22 protein-coding genes and 1 riboswitch are annotated in these 22,425 nt (G+C 36.4%); of the genes, 8 read left to right on the top strand and 14 right to left on the bottom strand.

Annotation, left to right across the window (positions count from 1 at the left end; translation table 11 throughout):
- Nucleotides 1–15 precede the first annotated feature (15 nt).
- The 6 genes from dtd to GUB10_RS11560 form a co-directional block, all read right to left on the bottom strand.
- Nucleotides 16–468, bottom strand: coding sequence for a D-aminoacyl-tRNA deacylase (gene dtd / locus GUB10_RS11535; RefSeq protein ID WP_193711609.1), 453 nt, complete (start codon nt 466–468; stop codon nt 16–18).
- The gene (gene rsgA, locus GUB10_RS11540) at nt 465–1,415 is read right to left on the bottom strand and encodes a ribosome small subunit-dependent GTPase A (RefSeq protein WP_193711610.1); all 951 of its coding nucleotides are present in this window, start codon (nt 1,413–1,415) and stop codon (nt 465–467) included. Before rsgA ends, dtd begins: the two co-directional genes overlap by 4 nt.
- Before the next feature lie 208 nt (nt 1,416–1,623).
- On the bottom strand, nt 1,624–2,706 hold the full coding sequence (locus tag GUB10_RS11545; protein ID WP_193711611.1) for a bifunctional 3-deoxy-7-phosphoheptulonate synthase/chorismate mutase type II: 1,083 nt from the start codon (nt 2,704–2,706) through the stop codon (nt 1,624–1,626).
- 24 nt (nt 2,707–2,730) lie between these two features.
- Nucleotides 2,731–3,579, bottom strand: coding sequence for a prephenate dehydrogenase (locus GUB10_RS11550; RefSeq protein ID WP_193711612.1), 849 nt, complete (start codon nt 3,577–3,579; stop codon nt 2,731–2,733).
- Complete coding sequence (locus GUB10_RS11555; protein ID WP_193711613.1) at nt 3,576–4,724, bottom strand: pyridoxal phosphate-dependent aminotransferase; 1,149 nt, start codon at nt 4,722–4,724, stop codon at nt 3,576–3,578. The genes GUB10_RS11550 and GUB10_RS11555 overlap by 4 nt, the downstream gene beginning before the upstream one ends.
- Entirely contained in the window at nt 4,724–5,548 is an 825-nt protein-coding gene (locus tag GUB10_RS11560) for a prephenate dehydratase (protein WP_193711614.1), read from the bottom strand. Before GUB10_RS11560 ends, GUB10_RS11555 begins: the two co-directional genes overlap by 1 nt.
- A gap of 419 nt (nt 5,549–5,967) precedes the next feature.
- Here GUB10_RS11560 and gldA point away from each other — a divergent pair, with 419 nt between their 5' ends.
- Complete coding sequence (gene gldA, locus GUB10_RS11565) at nt 5,968–6,873, top strand: gliding motility-associated ABC transporter ATP-binding subunit GldA (protein ID WP_193711615.1); 906 nt, start codon at nt 5,968–5,970, stop codon at nt 6,871–6,873.
- Here gldA and GUB10_RS11570 read toward each other — a convergent pair.
- From GUB10_RS11570 to GUB10_RS11595, 6 genes are all read right to left on the bottom strand, one after another.
- Complete coding sequence (locus tag GUB10_RS11570) at nt 6,860–7,615, bottom strand: head GIN domain-containing protein (RefSeq protein WP_193711616.1); 756 nt, start codon at nt 7,613–7,615, stop codon at nt 6,860–6,862. The two genes, gldA and GUB10_RS11570, sit on opposite strands and share 14 nt — an antisense overlap.
- Nucleotides 7,612–8,712, bottom strand: coding sequence for an acyloxyacyl hydrolase (locus tag GUB10_RS11575; protein ID WP_193711617.1), 1,101 nt, complete (start codon nt 8,710–8,712; stop codon nt 7,612–7,614). The genes GUB10_RS11570 and GUB10_RS11575 overlap by 4 nt, the downstream gene beginning before the upstream one ends.
- Nucleotides 8,713–8,736: 24 nt before the next feature.
- Nucleotides 8,737–9,693, bottom strand: a complete 957-nt coding sequence (metF, locus tag GUB10_RS11580; protein ID WP_193711709.1) for a methylenetetrahydrofolate reductase [NAD(P)H] — start codon at nt 9,691–9,693, stop codon at nt 8,737–8,739.
- 16 nt (nt 9,694–9,709) lie between these two features.
- Entirely contained in the window at nt 9,710–12,415 is a 2,706-nt protein-coding gene (gene metH / locus GUB10_RS11585; protein ID WP_193711618.1) for a methionine synthase, read from the bottom strand.
- Nucleotides 12,412–13,428: a homocysteine S-methyltransferase family protein gene (locus GUB10_RS11590; protein ID WP_193711619.1), complete on the bottom strand. Its 1,017-nt coding sequence runs from the start codon at nt 13,426–13,428 to the stop codon at nt 12,412–12,414. Before GUB10_RS11590 ends, metH begins: the two co-directional genes overlap by 4 nt.
- Nucleotides 13,429–13,480: 52 nt before the next feature.
- Nucleotides 13,481–13,589: riboswitch (SAM riboswitch) on the bottom strand.
- A gap of 209 nt (nt 13,590–13,798) precedes the next feature.
- The gene (locus tag GUB10_RS11595) at nt 13,799–14,221 is read right to left on the bottom strand and encodes an OsmC family protein (RefSeq protein ID WP_193711620.1); all 423 of its coding nucleotides are present in this window, start codon (nt 14,219–14,221) and stop codon (nt 13,799–13,801) included.
- Nucleotides 14,222–14,446: 225 nt separating this feature from the next.
- On the opposite strand from GUB10_RS11595, the gene GUB10_RS11600 reads away from it, so the two are divergent.
- The 7 genes from GUB10_RS11600 (at nt 14,447) to GUB10_RS11630 (ending at nt 20,570) form a co-directional block, all read left to right on the top strand.
- Entirely contained in the window at nt 14,447–15,097 is a 651-nt protein-coding gene (locus GUB10_RS11600) for a serine protease (protein WP_193711621.1), read from the top strand.
- Nucleotides 15,094–15,522, top strand: coding sequence for a hypothetical protein (locus GUB10_RS11605; RefSeq protein ID WP_193711622.1), 429 nt, complete (start codon nt 15,094–15,096; stop codon nt 15,520–15,522). The genes GUB10_RS11600 and GUB10_RS11605 overlap by 4 nt, the downstream gene beginning before the upstream one ends.
- 158 nt (nt 15,523–15,680) lie before the next feature.
- Nucleotides 15,681–16,679 carry a hypothetical protein gene (locus GUB10_RS11610; protein WP_193711623.1) on the top strand — a complete coding sequence of 333 codons (999 nt, stop codon included), beginning with the start codon at nt 15,681–15,683 and terminating at the stop codon, nt 16,677–16,679.
- Nucleotides 16,680–16,971: 292 nt separating this feature from the next.
- The gene (locus tag GUB10_RS11615) at nt 16,972–17,652 is read left to right on the top strand and encodes an Abi family protein (protein WP_193711624.1); all 681 of its coding nucleotides are present in this window, start codon (nt 16,972–16,974) and stop codon (nt 17,650–17,652) included.
- Nucleotides 17,653–17,824: 172 nt separating this feature from the next.
- Entirely contained in the window at nt 17,825–18,688 is an 864-nt protein-coding gene (locus tag GUB10_RS11620; RefSeq protein WP_193711625.1) for a GIY-YIG nuclease family protein, read from the top strand.
- Between the two features lie 678 nt (nt 18,689–19,366).
- Complete coding sequence (locus GUB10_RS11625) at nt 19,367–19,687, top strand: helix-turn-helix transcriptional regulator (RefSeq protein ID WP_193711626.1); 321 nt, start codon at nt 19,367–19,369, stop codon at nt 19,685–19,687.
- Nucleotides 19,688–19,736: 49 nt separating this feature from the next.
- Nucleotides 19,737–20,570, top strand: a complete 834-nt coding sequence (locus GUB10_RS11630) for an NAD(P)H-binding protein (RefSeq protein ID WP_193711627.1) — start codon at nt 19,737–19,739, stop codon at nt 20,568–20,570.
- A gap of 202 nt (nt 20,571–20,772) precedes the next feature.
- Here GUB10_RS11630 and GUB10_RS11635 read toward each other — a convergent pair whose 3' ends face one another.
- Together GUB10_RS11635 and GUB10_RS11640 are read right to left on the bottom strand one after the other, a co-directional pair.
- Nucleotides 20,773–21,837, bottom strand: coding sequence for an NAD(P)/FAD-dependent oxidoreductase (locus GUB10_RS11635; protein ID WP_193711628.1), 1,065 nt, complete (start codon nt 21,835–21,837; stop codon nt 20,773–20,775).
- The gene (locus GUB10_RS11640; RefSeq protein ID WP_193711629.1) at nt 21,830–22,423 is read right to left on the bottom strand and encodes a bifunctional precorrin-2 dehydrogenase/sirohydrochlorin ferrochelatase; all 594 of its coding nucleotides are present in this window, start codon (nt 22,421–22,423) and stop codon (nt 21,830–21,832) included. The genes GUB10_RS11635 and GUB10_RS11640 overlap by 8 nt, the downstream gene beginning before the upstream one ends.
- Nucleotides 22,424–22,425: the final 2 nt, after the last annotated feature.

Raw genomic sequence — 22,425 nt, forward strand, 5'->3', positions numbered from 1 at the left:
AATTTTTAACTAATTTTAACTTTTATTTTTAGAATCCACTATTATCGTAACCGGGCCGTCGTTAATTAACTCTACCTTCATATCGGCACCAAACTCTCCACTCCCAACCGGTTTCCCTAAACTTTCTTCCAGTTTTTTAATGAATTTCTCATATAGCGGTACAGCAATATCGGGTTTTGCAGCTTTTATAAAACTGGGCCTATTACCCTTTTTAGTAGAAGCGTGCAGGGTAAACTGGCTTACCACAATAGCATCACCACCTACATCTAATAAAGACAGGTTCATAGCTTCATTTTCGTCATTAAAAATGCGCATTTTTACTATTTTATTACAAAGCCAATCTATATCTTCCTGAGTGTCTTCAGCCTCAATTCCCAGTAAAATTAGAAGTCCCTTCTGCATTACTGCATTAATCTCATGGTTAATTTGCACCGAAGCTTTTGAAACTCTTTGTAATACTACTCTCATTTTTTTGGATAAATATCTGTTCTATAATTGTCTTCCTCGTCTTCCATAATCTGCAAATAACTTTTATAGCGGCTCCAGGCAATCTCTCCATCTTCAAGAGCATCCTTTACCGCACATTTTGGCTCTTCCAGATGTAGACAATTATGAAATTTACAATCTTGTTTAAGTTTAAAAAATTCAGGGAAATAATCTCCCAGTTCTTCTCGTTCAATTTCCACCACTCCAAAGCCTTTAATTCCCGGTGTATCAATAATTCTGGCATCAAAACCAAGATCAAACATTTCAGCAAAAGTAGTGGTATGCTGTCCTTGTTTATGTTGTTCTGAAATCTCAGAGGTTTTTAAATTTAAACCGGGCTCTATTGCATTCACCAAAGTAGATTTACCAGTACCACTGTGGCCGGCAAACATACTGGTCTTACCGGTCATCATCTCTTTTACCTTGTCTACATTTTTACCTGTTTTAGCTGAAATACCTATACAATCGTAACCGGCACTTCTGTAAATTGCCGCAAGATATTTCACTTCTACAAGTTCATCTTCATTGTAAGTATCTACCTTATTAAAAAGCAATACGGCTTTTACCTGATAGGCTTCGGCAGTCACCAAAAACCGATCTATAAAAGTGGTAAGGGTAGGCGGGTTATTTAAGGTAATTAATAAAAAAACCTGATCTATATTGGCTGCAATTATATGAGTTTGCTTAGAAAGGTTAACAGATTTTCGAATAATATAATTTTGCCGTTCCTCAATCTCTTTAATCACGCCCTGTGCCTTGCTTTCTTTATCTTCAACATCAAACTGCACACGGTCTCCCACAGCAACCGGGTTGGTACTTTTAATACCTTTAATTCTAAATTTTCCTTTAATACGGCAATCGTAAAACTTTCCAGCTTCACTTTTCACCTGGTACCAGCTTCCGGTAGATTTATAAACGGTTCCTATCATTCACATTATGGTTTTTTAAGTGGCTGTTTGAAAATTCTAATTTTCGTCAAGCTGAACTTGCTTCAGCTTTTATTATCTTAACAATTTAGATCCTGAAACAACTTCAGGATGACGTCCATAAGTCAACCTTCAAACAGCCACTTTGCTAAAATAGCAAAAGCAGTTTTTACTATTTGCTTTTAAACCAAAAATCATGGAAAACAAGATTCTAAGATTTCATGATTTTCTCCTGGTGATTAATAGATTCCTGGTGAACAGCTTTAAATAACCTTAAGATAAATTCTTCGCTCAAACCGTGTTGCTCTCCTTCAAGCACCATTTTTCCAAGAATTTCATTCCATCTTTTGGTTTGTAATACAGAAACGTTTTGGGCTTTTTTAACCTGGCCAATTTCATCAGAAATCTTCATTCTTTTTGAAAGTAGTTCAATTAACTGGTTATCGGCCACATCAATTTTAGCTCTTAAAGTGCCTAGTTTATTTTGAAACTCTTCACTTTCAGAAATTTCTTTTCTAATCTGCAAGTCTTTCATAATTTGAATAAGTGTTGCAGGGGTAATTTGTTGTGCAGCATCACTCCAGGCATCGTCTGGCGTATGGTGGGTTTCAACCATAATTCCGTCGTAATTAAGATCAAGTGCCGTTTGGCAAAGATCAAAAATAATATCTCTACGTCCTGCAATATGCGAAGGATCTAAAATTAACGGTAGATCTGGAAATTTATTCTGAAGTTCAATTGCTATTTGCCATTCCGGGTTATTTCTATATTTGGTTTTTTCGTAAGCAGAAAATCCACGGTGAATAACTCCTAAATTCTTAATGTCCTGGGTATACAATCTTTCAACTGCTCCCAACCAAAGAGAAAGGTCTGGGTTTACAGGGTTTTTCACCAATACGGTTTTATCGGTGCCTTTTAGCGCTTCAGCAATTTCCTGTACAATAAAAGGAGAAACCGTTGTTCTTGCGCCTATCCAAAGAATATCTACATCATTTTCTAAAGCAAGATCTACATGATGTGGGTTTGCTACCTCAGTTGAAGTTAACATGCCGGTTTCTTCCTTTGCTTTTTTCAACCATTTTAAGCCTAAAGCTCCCACACCTTCAAAGTTTCCCGGTCTGGTTCTGGGCTTCCATATTCCGGCACGTAATACGGTAGCATCAGTATCTTTTAATTGGTGTGCGATGTTTAAAACCTGCTCTTCGGTCTCTGCACTACAGGGTCCTGCAATTACTAACGGATGTTCTAATCCGAAAGCGTCTAGCCAGCCTCTTAATTCTTTCTTGTTTTCCATAATTTAAAATTTAGTTATGATTTATTAGTTTATTCCGTTTAAAATTGATTTAATATGATTGGTGCGTTGCATCTCGTTATACACCTCCTGAAAATCATCATTTTCAAGCAAATCCCTAAAATGTGTAAGATTATTGATATACTCGGTTAAAGTCTCCAGAACATTGCTTTTATTTTCCCTGAATATGGGCGACCACATTGCGGGGGAACTTTTTGCCAGTCTTACCGTAGAGGCAAATCCGCTACCCGCCAAATCAAATATATCCCGCTCATTACGTTCTTTTTCCAATACTGTTTTACCCAACATAAATGAACTTATGTGCGATAAATGTGAAACATAAGCTATATGCCTATCGTGAGACACAGGATCCATGTACCTAATGCGCATTCCCAATTTCTGAAAAATATCGAGTGCCCGTTCCTGAAGCTTAAAAGCTGTTTTCTCTACCTCGCATATAATATTGGTCTTTTTTCTGTAAAGATTAGCAATTGCTGCCTCCGGGCCAGAAAATTCTGTACCCGCAATAGGGTGAGCTGCCAAAAAATTCCTCCTATTCTTATGATTGGCAATTTCCTTACAAAGCCCTGCTTTAGTAGAACCTGCATCAAAAACCAGGGTATTATCACCCACTAAATCCAAAACCCGGCTTACTACTTTAGTAGCAGCATCTACCGGCACTGCTACCAAAACTACATCGGCTTGCGGCGTATCTTCTATTTTTGCAATATGATCTATAATCCCAAGGGTTTTCGCCTTTTTAAGGTTTTTGGCATCGGCGTCACTACCATAAATTTCGGCTTCTGGAAAAGCCGATTTAATATCTATGGCAAACGAACCGCCTATAAGGCCTATTCCTATAATTTGAACCTTCATTGTTTTATCCTTTTTATAGCGCGTTCTATATTTTCTTCGGAAGCACAAAGGGAAAACCTAATATAGGCTTCGCCATTACTACCAAAAATAAAACCCGGTGCAGTAAAAATGTGGTATTTATTTAGCAGAAAATCCACAAAAGATTCGGCGTTTGTTCCCTTCGGAACCTTTGCCCAAACAAACATTCCTGTTTGATCTTTTTCGGGTTCACACTCTAAGGCTTCCGCCAGCTCCAAAACTTTTTCTTTCCGACTTTGATAAATTTTATTCTGTTCAGAAAACCAATCTTTATTTAAGCGTAAAGCTGCTGCTGCACCGGCCTGAAGCGGATAAAACATACCGCTATCCATATTGGTTTTAACTTTTAAAACTGTATTCAAATTTCTTTCGCTGCCACAAAGCATTCCTATTCGCCAGCCAGCCATGTTAAAAGTCTTGCTCAACGAATTAAGCTCTAAAACCACTTCCCTGGCCCCTTCAGCTTCTAAAATACTTTTTGGGTGCTCGTTTAAGATAAAACTATAAGGATTGTCGTTTACAATTAAAATATTATGGGTTTTAGCAAAAGTTACAAGTTCTTCAAATAAACTTTCATTTGCAGAAGCACCGGTAGGCATATGCGGATAGTTAACCCACATTAATTTTACTTTGCTTAAATCTTTTTTGGCCAGTTCTTCCAAATTTGGCAACCAGTTTCCTTCAGCATTCAAATTGTAGTAAACAGCCTTGGCACCTACCAGTTCGGTAACCGAGGAATAGGTTGGATACCCAGGGTTTGGAATAAGTACTTCATCGCCCTCGTTTAAAAAGGCCAGGGAAATATGGGTAATTCCCTCTTTACTTCCCATAAGCGGAAGGATCTCAGTTTCGGCATCAAGTGAAACCTGATAATAATTTTGATAAAATTCGGCTATGGCATTTCTAAAATCGGCGGTACCTTTGTAAGGCTGATATTGATGTGCACCGGTATTTACCAGTGCCTCATTTAAAGCCGAAATCACCTGTTGGGGTGGTGCCAAATCTGGACTACCAATACCCAGGTTAATAATATCTTTCCCGGCAGCCGCCATAGCACGCACCTCTCTTAACTTTGAAGAAAAGTAGTACTCCTTTACACTATCTAATCTCTTGGCCTGCTCTATCATTACAAACTATTTTTGTAGGTTCCTAAAATTGTTAATCGCTCGGTCATCACTTCCAAAATATCCATAGCCTTTTTAAATTCTATATAATCTTCAAAGATTACATCTATAAAAAATGAATATTTCCAGGGAAATTCTATAATAGGCATACTCTGGATCTTGGTCATATCCAGATTAAAATCCCTTAAAATATTTAGTACCGAAACCAGGCTGCCTCGTTTACTTTCCAATTCAAATTTTAAAGATGCTTTATCTATTTTATCGCCATTAGGCTCTTTCTTTTTTGTGCTTAAAATCAAAAAACGCGTTGCATTGCTTTTTTTGGTATGAATACTTTCAGCCAAAATATCCAACCCAAACAACCGAGCTGCTGCCTTACTGGCTACCGCAGCGACTTTTGTGCTTCCCTTTTCTGAGATTCTTCGTGCCACTTCAGCAGTATCTGCATCTTCAATAAGTTTAATATGCGGATACTTTTTAAAAAATTCCTTACACTGTAAAAGTGCCATGGGATGTGAATAGACTTTTTTAATATTCTCTATTTTTTGTCCCGGCATTGCCATAAAATTCATGTCTATGGGAATATAATGCTCGCCAACTACTTTTAAGTTATTTTCATCTATAAGTGCATAATTTGGTAAAATTGAACCCGCAATAGAATTTTCTATGGCCATTACTCCCTCTTTAGCTACACCGGTCACCAGGCTTTTAGTAAGTTCTGCAAAAGACATACATTCTAAAACATCAACCTCTTTATGGTAATATTCCTGGGCTACCAAATGGTGGAATGAGCCCTGCACTCCCTGTATTGCGATAATTTTATCCATTAATCTTTAATTAAATCTCAAAATTGTGTAAAAAAAAAGCCCCGATATTTATCGGGACTTTTTTATATAATTTCTTACTTAACTACATAGCATTCCCGTTCCTATCTCTGAAATAGAAATAAAAAAAATAAAATGCGTTCCAGTTAAATGCGTGATTCATTGTTTCTTTGTTATGCGGCTAAAGTAGAATATAATTCTTTAACGAAAAATCTTTTCTCAGGTTTTTTTAAAGTTTACAAAGCTTTTTATAGACTTAATTTTTTTTCCACAAATAAATCGAAAGATTTGCAATAAGACTTTGATAAGATTACCTGCAATTCCGAAATCTACAAAGCCCTTTATAGGTTACCACAAGCGGCAGACTAATTTTGACTGTTTTAGGTGATTTAAAAATCCTTACTTTTGAAAAAAAGCTTGTTATGTCTATTCATGTTCAGGAAATCTCAAAGTTTTATAACGAACAAAAAGCGCTGGATGCTGTTTCTTTTAAGCTGAATAAAGGAGAAATTGTTGGTTTTTTGGGACCCAACGGTGCCGGAAAATCTACTTTAATGAAAATCTTAACCGGTTATTTAAGCCCATCGGCAGGCACGGCTAAAATAAATGGAATTTCCCTTGAAGACGATTTACATAAAATTCAGCAGCAAATAGGCTACCTCCCCGAACATAATCCTTTATATACAGAAATGTATGTGCGGGAATACTTAGAATTTAATGCCAGAATCTACAAGATAAATAAATCCCGAATTGAAAAAGTGATTGAACTTACCGGGCTAAAACCGGAAGCCAATAAAAAGATAGCACAGCTCTCTAAAGGATACAGGCAACGGGTTGGCCTGGCAACAGCTTTGCTACACGATCCCCAGGTTTTAATCCTGGATGAACCAACTACAGGTTTAGACCCTAACCAATTAGTAGAAATTAGAACACTTATTAAACAAATTGGAAAAGAAAAAACAGGCAAAACCATATTTCTATCTACTCACATTATGCAGGAAGTAGAAGCTGTTTGCGACCGTGTAATTATTATTAACAAAGGTGAAGTGGTAGCCGACAAAAACTTAAAAGACTTACGGGAAGAAAATGAACAGGTTATTTTCGTAGAGTTTGATTACCGGATAGAAAACATTGCATTACAAAGACTACCCCATCTAAAGTCTGCAAAAAACGTAGGCGGATTTGCCCACGAACTTACATTTGATACTAAAAAAGACATGCGCCCGGCTGTATTTGATTTTGCACACAATAATGGGTTAAAAACATTGCAGTTAAATCAAAAGACAAAAAACTTAGAAAGCTTATTTGCTGAACTTACTCAAAAATAAGTCTTCCGGTATAGTGCTGTTCAACATCTACTATGGGCGGACGATTTTTTGATATAATATCACCAAATCCAAAAATAACTCCCTTTAAAGATTGCTGCGGATTCACAATTAACTTGTTGGTACCGCGGTGCAACACATCATAATGCTGCACTATTAAATCGTCGGCTTCCAATCTACCGTCCCCATTGGCAAAAAACAGGTTAACATTGGTAGCTTTTCCGCTAAGGAAATAATTAGAAATATTATCGTTGGTAATTCTTAGGTTCTCAACCTCCAAATCTAAAATAAAATCGCCATTTGTATGAATATTGGGATCTTCCTCCTGGTTAAAAGAACGCAACCAAAGTTCAGGGAATTTTAAAGTTCCCATGCTTTCTATACTGCTTCCACTACTATTCTGTAACCAATTTAAAGTAGGTGTAGTTACATAAATTTTAGTGATTTCATAATCCCGAAAAAGATTACAGGAGTTTTCGTTTCTAAGCTGAAGCCTATTGTTTTCTACTTCAGCATATACTTTTTCCCTTAAATTTTCACCGGTTTCAATCTTCACCTTATATTCATCACCTTGTTCAAGGAAGAGCTTTACCCGTTCATAAACTATAATTTCCTCGAAAGCATCTACAGCAAACTCTTCAGCAATAATCTTACCCGAAGTTTTTATACAGGTAGGCGCATCTTCAGCATTACATCCTAAAAAGATAAAAAGTAAGATCGATATTCCTAAAACCTGTTTTTTCATAAGCGATATCCTATAGAAAGTTCTACAGCTTCTGCGTTGGCATAATGCGATCTAACTGTTAGTGAAGCCCATAAATCTTCGGTAAGTTTTCTTTGTAAACCAATGCGGTTATATAACTGATCTACAAAATGCTCGTAGGGGTAATAGGCATAATAGCCCAAATGCGTAATTACCGATAGTTTATCAAAATTTAACTGGTGACCTACAAAAACACCAACCCGTTTAGAATCTTCATCTCCAGTAGTACTGCCTAAAGGAAAAGCTATCGACTGGTATTTTATACGCTCTGCCATTGCTTTTGAGAAGAAAACTTCGGTTCCGGCCTGAAGGGTACTTTTATGGTTAAGCACCTTATCTACATAGGCCGAAAAGGTTAAAAACGGATACTGTTTAGAACCTATAATTCCCATAGTATTTACACCGCTTCGCAAAGCAAAATTAAAATGAAAGGGTTCTGTATATTTTTCTTTTGCCCCCCTGGGAATATAATCGGGTAAATTTTGGTGATTTAGCACATAGTTTATCCCCAGGTTAAATGTAATAGTGTTTGTACTGGCATTAGGCGATTTAAAATCGGCATTGGAATAATGAATTAAAGAAAGCCCGCCTTGAAAACCCAGGCCTTCAAATATATTCTCCTTTCTATAGTTTGCCATAAGATAGGTAGAACTTAGCAAACGTGAACCATAGGCATTATTCCTGTAATTTTTATCGGGATGGTATGGGTTAGAGGCATAGGCAAGGCCCTGGCCTATTCTAAACATCAAATTTCTTTTAAAGAGGTAAAAATTCATATGGGCATACAAGCCATAATTTTCACCCAAATTAGGATTTTTCATATCCTGATAGGTAAGAGAAACCCCAACATCGGGATAATTATAAGGTTTTTCCCAATCTTTAAAACCGAAACTTTTTTTATTAAAACCAAGAATAAGCCCGGTAGGATGCCCGGTGATTAAATGGGAGATATCAGGATTATGTTCAGCTATGGTTCCGTAAAAATAGCTGGCATCAAAAGAATAATGTTTCTGCCCGAATTCCTGGGCAGAAGCATTATATAAATTTATAAGAAAAAATAGGGCTGTAATTTTCTTCATGCCCCACAAATGTAGCCTAATATTTTAAAAAACAGCTTCTGCTATTTTTTGAATATTACTGCTTTTTCCCATAGAGTAATAGTGTAAAACCGGCACTCCCGCCGCTTTTAATTCGCGAGATTGCGCTATGGCCCATTCAATCCCCACTTCTCTCACCTCTTTATTATCTTTACAAGCTTCAACACCCACTATCAACTCCTCGGGTAAATCTATGCTAAAAACCTGCGGTAATAATTGTAAATGTTTTTTAACGGCAATAGGCTTTATCCCAGGAATTATTGGCACATTTATCCCGGCTTCCCTGGCTTTCTCTACAAAATCGAAATAGGCCTGGTTATTAAAAAACATTTGGGTAACCACATAATCGGCACCAGCGTCTACTTTTGCTTTCAGCCACTTTAAATCGGTAGTTAATGAAGGCGACTCCAAATGTTTTTCCGGATAGCCGGCCACACCTACACAAAAATCGGCATTGTTATCTGATTCTATTACTTCGTTAAGATATTTCCCCACGCCCAGGTTTTTAATTTGGGTAACCAGATCGCTGGCGTAACAGTTTCCTCCGTTGGTTGGCTCAAAATAACGTTGGTGTTTCATAGCATCACCACGTAAGGCCATTACGTTATCTATCCCCAAATAATGGCAATCTACCAACAAATACTCGGTCTCCTCTCGTGTAAAACCACCGCAAAGAACATGCGGAATGGTATCTACCTGGTATCTTTGCTTTAATGCGGCACATATACCTACCGTACCGGGACGCATACGCGTTATTTTTCGCTCCAATAAACCATTCTTTTTCTTAATATACAGGTATTCTTCCCTGGAGGTAGTGACATCTATAAACGGAGGATTAAACTCCATTAACGGATCTATATTATCGTATAAATCCTGAATATTTTTTCCTTTTTGTGGAGGAACAATTTCAAAAGAAAACAAAGTTTCCCCTTTGGCATTTTCTATATGTTCGGTAATCTTCATGGTATCGCTATTATTTTTAATCTGCAATATTTGGGTTTAGCCACTTCTCGGCTTGTTTCAATGGGATTCCTTTTCTTTCGGCAAAGTCTTTCACCTGGTCGTCCTTAATTTTTCCCAGGCCAAAATATCGAGCTTCCGGATTGGCAAAATAATAACCGCTTACGCTCGCGGCCGGCCACATGGCCAAACTTTCGGTTAGTTTAACCCCAATTCGCTCTTTAACCTTCAAAATTTCCCAAATACTCAATTTTTCTAAATGATCTGGACAGGCAGGATAACCTGGCGCAGGCCGAATCCCCTTATAAGTTTCTTTTATTAATTCTTCGTTGCTTAAATTCTCTTCGGGCGCATAACCCCAGTCTTCACGCCTTATTTTTTTATGTAAATATTCTGCAAAAGCTTCAGCCAGCCTATCGGCCAGGGCTTTGATCATAATAGAATTATAATCGTCAAGATCTTCCTCAAATTTTTTAGCTAGCTCTGCCGTTCCAAAACCGGTAGTCACACAAAAACAGCCTATATAATCCTGGATTCCTGTTTCTTTTGGTGCTATAAAATCTGCCAGGGCAAAATTTGGTTTCCCCCCGTGCTTTTTTAACTGTTGCCGTAGGCTTCTAAAAAGAATCGTTTTTTCTTCGGAATTTTCTTCATAACGAACTTCAATATCATCGCTATTTATGGTATTTGCCGGGAACAGCCCATACACAGCTTTCGCTTTCAGCAATTTTTCATCCAGAATTCTTTTCAGCAACACCTGAGCATCTTTAAACAAAGAAGTAGCTTGCTCACCTACTACTTTATCTTCTAAAATATCTGGATAGCGACCATGTAAATCCCAGCTTCTAAAAAATGGGCTCCAATCTATAAAAGCTTCAAGTTCTTTTAAGTCGAAATGATCTATTTGATGAATTCCAGGATTATTGGGTTTGGTAATTTGCGTATTCTCCCAATCTATACTGTACCTGTTTTGCCTGGCTTCCTCTATAGATAAAAAAGATTTTACTTTACTTCGTTTCTTAAAGCTCTGCCTGAATTTATCATATTCAGCCTTAAGATCGCTCATATATTTTATTCGTGTTTCCTCTTTTAAAAGATCTCCCACCACTGTTACTGCCCGCGATGCATCGTTTACGTGGGCAACGGCATTTTTATACTGCGGATCTATCTTTACTGCTGTATGAGCTTTAGAGGTAGTAGCACCCCCAATAAGCAAGGGCACATCAAAATTTTGCCGCTGCATTTCTTTAGCTAAAAAAACCATCTCATCTAAGGAAGGCGTAATTAATCCACTTAAACCAATGGCATCTACATTTTCTGCTTTTGCAGTATCTATAATCTTCTCGGGAGGTACCATCACCCCCAGGTCTATAATTTCGTAATTGTTACAGCCCAATACTACGCTAACAATATTTTTTCCAATATCGTGTACATCTCCTTTAACCGTAGCCATAAGGACTTTTCCGGCCGAAGAGCGCTTATTTGACTTATCGGCTTCAATATATGGAAGAAGGTAGGCCACTGCTTTTTTCATCACCCTGGCAGATTTCACTACCTGTGGCAGAAACATTTTTCCGCTTCCAAAGAGATCACCTACCACATTCATTCCAATCATTAAATGGCCTTCTATCACCTCAATTGGTTTGCTTGCTTCCTGGCGGGCTTGCTCTATATCTTCCAGGATATAGGTATCTATACCTTTTACCAAAGCATGGGTAATTCTATCCTGAAGCGGATTTTCCCTCCAGGAGAGATCTACTTTACTCTCTTTTTTTGAACCCACCACAGTTTCGGCAAACTCCAGCAAACGTTCGGTGGCATCTTCCCTTCTATCTAAAATTACATCTTCTACATGTTCCAGAAGGTCTTTGGGAATATTATCGTAAACTTCCAGAAGGGCCGGGTTTACAATCCCAATATTCATTCCGGCCTTAATGGCATAATACAAAAACACTGAGTGCATGGCTTCCCGCACCGGATTATTTCCGCGAAAAGAAAACGAGACATTACTTACTCCTCCGCTAACACTGCAATGCGGAAGGTTTTCTTTTACCCACCGGGTTCCCTCAATGAAATCTATCGCATTTTTTTTATGCTCGTCCATCCCGGTTCCCACGGGAAATATATTCAGGTCAAAAATGATATCTTCCGGAGGAAATTTCACCTGATTCACCAAAATATCATAAGAACGTTGGGCAATTTCAATTCTACGCTCATAATTATCGGCCTGTCCAACTTCATCAAATGCCATAACAATTACCGCCGCCCCGTAACGTTTAATCTTTTTGGCGTGCTCAATAAATTCTGCTTCTCCTTCTTTAAGGCTAATAGAGTTTACCACACATTTTCCCTGTACTACCTGTAAACCGGCTTCTATAATGTCCCACTTAGAACTATCTATCATAATAGGTACGCGGGCAATATCGGGCTCGGCTACAATTAGGTTTAGAAATTTCACCATAGCTTCTTTTCCATCAATAAGACCATCGTCCATATTGATATCTATAATCTGCGCACCACCGTCTACCTGATCCCTGGCAACTTCCAGGGCTTCCTCAAACTTATCTTCTTTTATTAATCGTAGAAATCTTTTAGAACCCGCAACGTTGGTACGCTCCCCCACGTTTACAAAATTACTGTCGGGCGTTATTACCAAAGGTTCCAGCCCAGATAGTTTTAAGGGCCTAATCTCCATATCCTTTTCTTTATTCTCAGTTGCTATCATAATACAGTAGAAAACTTAGGGGTCACTATTTTACGTGGCTTATAATCTTTGGTGATATCGGCAATAGCTTTTATATGTTTTGGTGTGGTACCGCAGCAGCCACCTAAAATATTCACCAATCCTTTTTCCAGATATTCTTTGATCTCAGCCGCCATTTCTTCGGCGTCCTGGTCATATTCTCCAAAAGCATTTGGTAAACCGGCATTTGGATAGGCTGAAACCCCTGAACTTGCAAAACGATTTAAAACTTCCAGGTGTGGCGTTAATTGTTTAGCTCCTAATGCACAGTTAAAGCCAATACTTACCAATGGAATATGGGAAACCGAAATAAGAAAAGCTTCAGCGGTTTGCCCAGATAAGGTACGGCCCGAAGCATCGGTAATTGTGCCACTAACCATTACAGGAATATCTAAAGCCAACTCTTCTTTAAGTTCATCTATGGCAAAAAGGGCAGCTTTAGCGTTTAAAGTATCAAAAACGGTTTCTAACAAAAGAATATCTACGCCTCCTTTTATTAAAGCTTTGGCTTGTTGCCTGTAGGCTAGTCGTAATTCCTCAAAAGAAATTGCCCTAAACCCGGGATCGTTTACATCGGGGCTCATACTGGCTGTTTTATTGGTAGGGCCCATAGCTCCCGCTACAAAACGAGGCTTTTCGGGGTTTTTCTTTGTTAATTCTACCGCCACCTCTTTGGCAAGTCTAGCCGACTCATAATTGAGTTCATCTACCAGTTCTTCCATCTCATAATCGGCCATTGCTATGGTAGTAGCAGAAAACGTATTTGTTTCTACTATATCTGCACCGGCTTCAAAATATTTGCGATGAATGGTAGCAATTGCCTTTGGCTGCGTAATAGATAGCAAGTCGTTATTACCCTGTAAAGGCGCAGGCCAATCTTTAAAACGTTCTCCACGAAAGTCTTCTTCAGAAAATTTATATTCCTGAAGCATAGTCCCCATGGCACCGTCTAAAACAAGTATTTTTTTTTGAAGTTGTTCTTCTAATCCTGACATATAATTTTATCTAAAATCACTATCAAAAAAAGAAGCGGGAAAGAATTCTTTTCTGTTATCTATCTGCGCAATAAGCGAAGTAGAATTTAGCACCTTCTCCCATTACAGGAGGGTTGCCAAGGTGTCGCAGGGTCTAATCCCTCAACCTTTCTTGATAACGATATTTCAAACAATGAACTTGAACCCACAAATATACGATACAAGCCATTAAACACAAGCCTCCAAAGCTATTTTTATTAAAAAGAAACTTAAATTAACATTTCAAAAGAATTATCTAAATACTGAAATTAAAAAAACTCAAAAGCTTTTAAATAGCAAAATTATAATGCTTCTTTAAAAACCTTTGAGTTTGTATTTAAGAGAGGGGTTATTAATTAATCAACTCCCCGTTTAAGATAATGGCGTATTTAATTTCTGCTGCTTTCTCCAACATTTTAGAAACCGAACAATATTTATCCATAGAAAGGTCTACTGCACGTTTGGCCTTAGCCGCAGGCACATCTCCTTTTAATAAAAAGTTAACCTGAATCTTCTTAAAAACATTGGGGATAGCTCCATCTTCCCTAAAGCCCTCTACCTCCACCTGAAGGTCATCTAACTCTATTTGTTGTTTTTTTAAGATCATTACAATATCGATACTGCTACATCCGGCAATGGCACGAAGCAGCAAATCCATAGGGCTGGCACCCTTTGGCTCGGCATTGGTTTTATTATCTAAATGAACAATATCCCCGCGTTCGTTTACGGTTTCAAAATGGTAATCTTTATTAAGTCTTTTAAGGCTGATTTTCATAATATTTTATTTTAAACAAATTTAATCAAAGCATACTAAAAAACCTCATAGTTCCAGAGCTTATCCCATATTATGGTTTTCCGTAAATGCCGGTAACAAATTTTTAATAGATTTACTGGGAAGTTTATTAATCAACCTGCTTTTATACCGACCAAAATCTGATTTAATAGTTTTGAAAGGTTGAGATAAAAGGAGTTGGGTACAATTTTAAACAAAATTTCATATATGAACATATTTACGCAAATTGTTGTAGTCATAGGAAAAATAAATCCTAATGGCGTACAAATGTTAGGAACTGGATCATTTATTACTACGGATGGAAAAATTGTAACATCAAAACATGTAGTTGGACAAGATCCAAATAATTTGGTGATTTTAGCACCACACATAACAAACATTAATGAGTATCAAGACACTTCTGACAATAGATGTCAACCTGTTTCTACAGAAGTTTTAGAAATTGATCCAATAAAAGATTTATGTATTCTTAAAGCAGATATTCAATTTCATGGCAATCTTCCAAAAATTGGTTCATTTGATGAATTAAATATTGGAGAAAAAATAGGGATATTTAGTTTTCCTCATTGTACAGAGGGAAGAAGAGTTCTGACTTTTCAAGAAACTGAAATCGGAGCCAAAATTCTATTAGAATCAAATTCTATAAAATCAAAACATGCCGTAATTAATACTCAGGCACGACCTGGACAGTCCGGAGGAATTATTTTTTCAGAAAAATTAAATAAGATTGTAGGCGTACTAATTGGAGCTTATGCACCATCACAAGGAGGAGGAATATCTTTAGGCGGAATAAATCCAAGAGAATTACATCAAACTACTCACTGTATATCTGCAGAATATATAAACGACATGATATGATAAAAGAAATTGAAAATATAAAATTAGAAGATTGGCTTAGCGAACTGAAAAATTACCAAAAAACCTCAATAGAAAGTCTGATTTCGAATTATGGAGAAGATGAAGCTATAGTGAAGTGGTTATCTGCAGAGGGTCCTAATGATACTGTTCCATTTGGAGGCAACAATAAAAAATTAGATTCAGAACCATTTTTAAACAAATTTAAAGATGAATTTAAAAAGTTCATTTGTGACCATCCAGATTATTCGGAAGAAAGAAAAAAGCTAAAATCACAATCAAATATTACAAATGCAATTTTCATCTCGGTAATTTCTGCGGCTCTTGGTGCAACATTAGGATTTGCAGCTACATTACTTGCTCCTGCTGTTGCAATAATGTTAGCAATTGTAGGTAGAATAGGTGTTAATGCTTATTGTAAAAACTAGGATTAAAACTGTACCCAACACCGCTTCATCGCAAATAACGGGTTTAATCGAAAAAGTGTAATTTTAGAAACCAAGATACAAAAGAATTAAGCCGACAACTCCGCATCCCTACTCCCGCAACTTGCGATAAGCGAAACCGTCGTAGCGCATTTTATAATATGAGTAATCGATTAAAAGCAAGAACCAAATTATTCGAAAAATTTTCAAATCAACTCCATCTTCTAAAAAATGAAGGAATAATTGATATTGAACTCAAATATGATGAAACATATATTTGTCAAATTTGCTTGAAACAATTTGAGAAATCTGATTTAATTTCTGATAAATCAAAAAATTTCCTAACAGAAGAAGATTCACCTCCAGCAAAATTAAACGGTTCAAGAATAGCATTAACTTGTTATGTATGTAATTCCAAAGCAGGTCATACTATTGATCATCACCTTATAAATAGATTGAAAGAAATTGATGACTCTAAATATTATAATGGATCGAATCAAAGAATAAGAGTGGAATTTGAAGATACACACGTTAACTCAGAAATTACATCTCAAGGTGATGGAATTTTGAAGGTTCTACACAGAATAGAAAATAATAATCCTAATACCTTAGAAAAATTTATTTACGGCTTAAAAAATAAGTCACTAGGAGAAATACTAACCTTTCATCCAAAAAAGAAAAAAATTGAAAATCTAAAAGTTGATAAAGCCTTACTAAAGACTAATTACATAATTTCATTTGCGAAATTCGGCTATTTATTTCTATTGGATGATTATTACAATGAAATTAGAAAGGAAATTACTGAGCCAGATTCAGATACTTCCGGTCATTTAATGGTTAATAATCAATTTACATCAGAGCAGACAGGCACATACTATATATGTAATTACAATGTGAAATCCATACTCAACGTTTTCTCATTAAAAACCGATTATTCTGAGACAATAATTGGAGCTTTGCTACCTTTTCCCAATATGGCCCCTAATGAATTAAGAAGAAATTTGACAAGTCAAGGCCGAAAACTTCCAGGAGAAAAAGTAGGCGTCACGATTGACACTAGAACATACGATCCTAAAGCAGATTTGTTTTCTGATATTGATGAAATTAACAAAGTTTTGAACTGGATAAAACGCACTACAACACCGCTTCATCGCAAATAACAGGTAATTAAAGAAAAAGTGTAATTTAAGAAACTAAGAAAAAATGGTTAAGCCGACAAGTTCGCGTCCCTACTCACACAACTTGCGATAACCGCAAACCGTTGGGCACAATTTATTTCGTGAACCGAACTCAATAATGATTTTTTAAAAAAAATAAAAAAGCCTCCCATAATAAGAGGCTTTTCAATATTCTTTCACTTGATTACGTTTCCGAATGGAAAGAGGCTTTATCAAGCATTACAGTACAAAAATAGTGACTATATTTGTTATGAACAAGAAAATTTCTTCTTAATTGGAATATCGCAAACTTGAGTATTACGTTTCTCAACCAAGATTAAATAGGTTTTTACAGGCAACAGGAAACTCCAAATCTAAAGCTCAAAAGTTATATAGAATAAACCTAAGAACTTCACAAGCATTTTACCCAATCCTAAATCTATTCGAAATTGTACTTAGAAACATAATTAACTATCAGATTTCAGGACATTTTGCAAATCCAAATTGGATAATTACTGAGAAAAATGGATTTATGGATGACAACTCCTTAAGAAGATCTCGATTTTACCTTAAAAATAGTATTCAAAAGGCTGAAAGAACTATTCGAAGAATGGGAGGCACTGTCACTGCTGGAAAAGTAATAGCAGAACAATCTTTGGGATTTTGGACAAGTCTTTTCGATCCACATCATTATAAATTAATTGGTGGCGTAGTAATACATTGCTTTCCTAATAAACCTGCACAAGTCAACAGGAGTATACTAAACCAAAAATTAAACAATATAAGAGAGTTCCGAAATAGAGTATACCACAATGAGCCAATTTGCTTTAATGCAAATAATATAGATTTTACAGAGGCAATTTCAATTAAAGAAGAAATATATGAGCTTCTCGAATGGATTGAGCCTGACTTAGTCGACTACGTAGAATATTTCAATGGAATTGAAGCCAAGATAAATTCGGCAAATAGTTTATAAACTTTGCCAACACCGCTTCATCTCAAATTACGGGAATCGTAGAAAAAGTGTAATTTTAGAAACCAAAAAAGACAAACGATAAGCCGCCAATGTCGAGTGCCCACTCCTCCAACTTGAGATAACCGCAAACTGTTGGCGGCATTTAGATGAAAAATCCAACTAAAATACATCAATGAAAAACTTTGGTAAAACAATTAAAATCTTTCTCGTAGATGGAGAGCCAAATGGAAGAATGACATGCGAATTATCAAATTGGACAGGTAAAGCATTAAAAATTCCAAGAAAAAAAATTAAGGAATCATCTGACAGACCAGAGTTAGAAAATACTGGAATTTATATTTTATTTGGAAAATCTGATAAATCAGAGAATAAAGAATTAGCATACATAGGTGAAGCGGAAGGGATCTACAAAAGGTTAAATCAACATTTATCTGCTAAAGATTTTTGGAACGAAGCTTTAGTTTTTGTGAGTAAGGATGAAAATCTAAATAAAGCTCATATAAAATATCTAGAAAGTAGATTACATGAAATTGCTATAAAAGTAAATCGCTACGATATAGACAATGGTAATTATCCAACCAGATCAATAATTTCAGAATCTGATAAAGCAGAAATGGAAGAATTTCTTGAAAATATAAAACTTCTAGTAAATGCTTTAGGTTTCAAAATATTTGAGGAATTAAGGAAAGATCAAACATTTGAAGAAGAAATAAAAAGTACATTTTATATAAACGCTGCCCGAGGAGCAGATGCAAAAGGACAAATGACTAATGAAGGATTTGTGGTTCTTAGAAACTCGGAAATTGCAACTACAACCACAAATTCTTTTCCTGAAAACTTAATTAAGTTAAGGCTGAGTTTAATTGATGACAACATTATAAATAAGATTAACAACAAACTTATTTTTAAAGAAGATTATCTATTTTCAAGTCCAAGCGCTGCAGCGGCTGTAGTAATGGGAAGAAGTGCAAATGGATTAACAGAGTGGAAGCTTAATGACGGTAGAATATTAAAATCCGTAGAATCTGATAACTAAACACAGCAAAACAACCCATCCTATGAAAAGCAATAATCTTGTCTCTCAAAAATAATATTTTAAACTCTATTATCTCATAATCATTTAATTTTTAAGGCGTTGAATTTTTAATAAAGCTTTGCTTCAGTAAGAATTCAATGCAAAAATAACCTGCTCAGCATCCTATTTGTGGTCACTTCCAGAGTGCCACCAGCATCACTATGATTGGTTAAATAAATCTGTCCACTTGCTAAAAAATGTGATCCTAATTGGCCACCTACGTTGTTTTGTGGTACAGACTTGTACTATTTTGAGCTTATCTATTGAATAATACTATGATATAAGCCCAATTTCATAAGAAGTTTCTGTTTTAATTACCGCCAAAGTGCGACTCCATAATTTATGCCCTACTTTGAGTGCAATTATTAACATGTAATACCATAAAATTAGAACTATCACCACATTCAGGGAAAATTGACTTTTCACCGAATTGTGCAACATGACCATAGGTGGGCCAAACAAAGATTTAGACCGCTTAAAGTACCATACAAAAAAGGGGCTGTCAATTACTTTTTTTTTCAAAACCTATGATATTATTAGAATCCCCTTAATTACCATATTAAATTTTTAATTTAACAAATAAAATAAAATCTTTGACCTATCAAATTATATGCATACATTTGCACATATAAGTGAAAAATGGCAAATCCAGAGCATAACATAGAAGAATCTATCAATTTGAAATTTTTTCTCACCATGTTTGAGCCTGTTCGCTTTGAACTTGTAAAGCACCTGGCTGATGGAAAGGAACGTAGCATCAAAGAAATTGCAGAAAATTTCACGCAGGATAGATCAGTAATTTCAAGACATTTAGAACAACTGCAAACACAAGGCATCGTTATAAAAGAGAAACGCTCAAGACATACTTTCTACACACTTGATTGTGAATTAATTACTCAACATATTGAGAAAACTGCTAAATCATTGAGAGATTTAATGAATGTACATACTAAGAACTAAAAAAATTTAATTCAAAATATGCATATGTGTGCATACAACCAAACAAAAAATGAAAGAACATAAAAAAAGACATTTTCTTGTTGTAGCGGCAGCATCTCGTGGTGCACGCTTCTTTGTAAAAAAGGCATTAAGACAAGGTCACGATGTCACAGCACTTTGCCGTGCAGTAGATGATAAAGCGGCACTAAGACGAATGAATGATGTATTGGAAAATACAAATCTAACCCCTGACGGAATAGCGACTAATAACAAAACAGGTAAATTAAAAGCAAAGAATAGCAACATTTTAAAGCCGGAAACTTATGCTCAACTTCTCAAAGAAGACAAGTCTATAGATGCAATTTGTTGTTTTGTTGGGGTGACAAAGACCAAAGACATGATAAATTCTAAAAACACACTTTACACCGATACGATTCAAGCAATAGTTGATGGCCAGCGAAATAGCCGTTGGGTAGAAACATTATATCATGGTTCGGTAGGCACCGAGGGCGTTCCGGGGAAAAGCCTAACCGCATGGCCTGCGAATTACAATATGTTATCTAATCTTGTTCAAGTGATTTTTCCAATTTTTAAAAATGTAACCAAGAGCGAGGCAATTCTTGCTAAGGCTCAACCGGAAGGTTTAGATTTTATCATATTCAGACCTGCTGCATTAAAAGATACACCTGCCAAAAGACGGTACGCATATGTTTTTAACACGACAGGATTAAATAGTGAAGAGCTCCCATTAAAATATGCCAAAAGAACAATTGGTAGAGAAGATACTGCCGAAGAAATATTAAGAGTTGCCACATTATCCAATGATGAAAAAAAACAATGGTATGGTCAAGGTGTATATCTAGTGGATATGAAAGATAATTATTTCAAAAAATTCAAGAAATAATATAAAAACAACATTCTATAAAGCGAGTTAGATGATTGAATCGTACCCTTGTGATATCAAGTAAGCGACCAAAAAAAGGCTTTAACCACCAGGCCTATTAGCCACCCCTCCTTTAAAAGGAGGGGAACTAATAACCATAAAAGGCATTTCTTTTACTCCCCTAAAGTAACCTGTTTCAAATTTACTTCGAGAGCTAAAAAGCCTACACGCCAATACTCTGTACCACTTCTTTTTTGGCTTCTTTTTTACTACCGTCAAATCCGGTTACGCCACCAACGGTGGTATATTTAAGTACATATTTTTTATCGGGAAAAATACGGTTGTAAGCACTTTGACACATAATAGCCGCCTCGTGAAACCCGGAAAGAATTAATTTCAATTTTCCTTTATAAGTGTTTACATCACCAATAGCATACACCCCTGGGATATTGGTTTGATAATCATAGGAATTATCAACTTTTATAGCGTTTTTTTCAATTTCGAGTCCCCAGTTTCCAATGGGCCCCAATTTTGGCGACAAGCCAAATAATGGGATAAAATCGTCTACCTCTTTAAATTCTTCTTCGCGGGCTTCATCTTTATGCCTAATTACCACTTGCTCAAGCCTGTCTTCTCCTCTTAGGCCAACTACCTCAGCATTGGTAATCATTTCTATCTTACCTAGTTTTGCCAATTCTGAAACTCTTTCTACAGAATCCAGGGCACCACGAAATTCTGCCCTTCTATGTACCAGCGCAACTTCAGCAGCAACTTCAGCCAGGTAAATAGCCCAATCTAAAGCCGAATCTCCTCCCCCGGCAATCACTACTTTTTTATCGCGGTAAACTTCAGGATCTTTAATAAAATAAGAAACACCTTTATCTTCAAAATCGGCAATATTTGAAATTGGGGGTTTTCTGGGTTCAAAAGAACCTAATCCGCCGGCAATAGCTACCACCGGAGCGTGGTGTTTTGTTCCCTTATTGGTAGTTACTATAAAGGTACCATCATCCAGCTTTTCTAAAGTTTCGGCGCGTTCTCCTAAAGTGAATCCCGGCTGAAAAGGTTTAATTTGCTCCATTAAATTATTTACCAGATCTCCAGCTAAAATTTCGGGAAATGCCGGAATATCGTAAATGGGTTTTTTAGGGTATATCTCAGAACACTGCCCCCCGGGTTGCGGTAGGGCATCTATTAAATGGGTTTTTAGCTTTAACAATCCCGCTTCAAAAACGGTAAATAAACCGGTTGGCCCGGCTCCTATAATGAGGATATCTGTTTTAATCATCACTCTTATTTTTAACTTTTAAAGATTCGGTTATAGTATTCATTTGTTCCACTTTGGCTTCAAAGTCGCCTTTAATAGTGCTTCGGTATTCATTAAGATTTTCTACCATTTGGTTTATATTTTCGGGAATAACTTCCTCGAAAAACTGGCGCAAACGCTTGGCAGCGGTAGGCGATTTTCCATTGGTAGAAATCGCAATTTTTACGTGCCCCTTATTTACAATTCCACCCATATAAAAATCACAGAGTTCAGGCGTATCAGCAATATTCGCTAGCAAATAGCGTTTTTTTGCATGGCGGTGAACACGTTTGTTGAGTTTCGCATCGTTAGTAGCTGCAATTACAAAGTGCCGGTTTTTCAAGTATTTTTTCTTATACCGACCTTTGGTTAATTTGGCGCCATGTTTCTTTGCAAGCTCTTCTGTTTCCGGCAAAAACCATGTTGCAACCACTTCTACATTGGCCCTGGGACTGGACTTAAATAAAAAGTGAAGTTTCTCATGCCCCACACTTCCACCACCAACCACTAAAACATTTAGCTTATTGACTTTTAAGAATACCGGGTATAATTCGTTTCTCTCTTCCATAA

The organism is Salegentibacter sp. BLCTC (assembly GCF_015143665.1).
Lineage (GTDB): Bacteria > Bacteroidota > Bacteroidia > Flavobacteriales > Flavobacteriaceae > Salegentibacter > Salegentibacter maritimus.

Bases quoted from the DNA above. Each gene is read 5' to 3' on its own strand.
- dtd (WP_193711609.1), bottom strand. From the start codon at position 468: ATGAGAGTAGTATTACAAAGAGTTTCAAAAGCTTCGGTGCAAATTAAC.
- rsgA (WP_193711610.1), bottom strand. From the start codon at position 1,415: ATGATAGGAACCGTTTATAAATCTACCGGAAGCTGGTACCAGGTGAAA.
- GUB10_RS11545 (WP_193711611.1), bottom strand. From the start codon at position 2,706: ATGGAAAACAAGAAAGAATTAAGAGGCTGGCTAGACGCTTTCGGATTA.
- GUB10_RS11550 (WP_193711612.1), bottom strand. From the start codon at position 3,579: ATGAAGGTTCAAATTATAGGAATAGGCCTTATAGGCGGTTCGTTTGCC.
- GUB10_RS11555 (WP_193711613.1), bottom strand. From the start codon at position 4,724: ATGATAGAGCAGGCCAAGAGATTAGATAGTGTAAAGGAGTACTACTTT.
- GUB10_RS11560 (WP_193711614.1), bottom strand. From the start codon at position 5,548: ATGGATAAAATTATCGCAATACAGGGAGTGCAGGGCTCATTCCACCAT.
- gldA (WP_193711615.1), top strand. From the start codon at position 5,968: ATGTCTATTCATGTTCAGGAAATCTCAAAGTTTTATAACGAACAAAAA.
- GUB10_RS11570 (WP_193711616.1), bottom strand. From the start codon at position 7,615: ATGAAAAAACAGGTTTTAGGAATATCGATCTTACTTTTTATCTTTTTA.
- GUB10_RS11575 (WP_193711617.1), bottom strand. From the start codon at position 8,712: ATGAAGAAAATTACAGCCCTATTTTTTCTTATAAATTTATATAATGCT.
- metF (WP_193711709.1), bottom strand. From the start codon at position 9,693: ATGAAGATTACCGAACATATAGAAAATGCCAAAGGGGAAACTTTGTTT.
- metH (WP_193711618.1), bottom strand. From the start codon at position 12,415: ATGATAGCAACTGAGAATAAAGAAAAGGATATGGAGATTAGGCCCTTA.
- GUB10_RS11590 (WP_193711619.1), bottom strand. From the start codon at position 13,428: ATGTCAGGATTAGAAGAACAACTTCAAAAAAAAATACTTGTTTTAGAC.
- GUB10_RS11595 (WP_193711620.1), bottom strand. From the start codon at position 14,221: ATGAAAATCAGCCTTAAAAGACTTAATAAAGATTACCATTTTGAAACC.
- GUB10_RS11600 (WP_193711621.1), top strand. From the start codon at position 14,447: ATGAACATATTTACGCAAATTGTTGTAGTCATAGGAAAAATAAATCCT.
- GUB10_RS11605 (WP_193711622.1), top strand. From the start codon at position 15,094: ATGATAAAAGAAATTGAAAATATAAAATTAGAAGATTGGCTTAGCGAA.
- GUB10_RS11610 (WP_193711623.1), top strand. From the start codon at position 15,681: ATGAGTAATCGATTAAAAGCAAGAACCAAATTATTCGAAAAATTTTCA.
- GUB10_RS11620 (WP_193711625.1), top strand. From the start codon at position 17,825: ATGAAAAACTTTGGTAAAACAATTAAAATCTTTCTCGTAGATGGAGAG.
- GUB10_RS11625 (WP_193711626.1), top strand. From the start codon at position 19,367: ATGGCAAATCCAGAGCATAACATAGAAGAATCTATCAATTTGAAATTT.
- GUB10_RS11630 (WP_193711627.1), top strand. From the start codon at position 19,737: ATGAAAGAACATAAAAAAAGACATTTTCTTGTTGTAGCGGCAGCATCT.
- GUB10_RS11635 (WP_193711628.1), bottom strand. From the start codon at position 21,837: ATGATTAAAACAGATATCCTCATTATAGGAGCCGGGCCAACCGGTTTA.
- GUB10_RS11640 (WP_193711629.1), bottom strand. From the start codon at position 22,423: ATGGAAGAGAGAAACGAATTATACCCGGTATTCTTAAAAGTCAATAAG.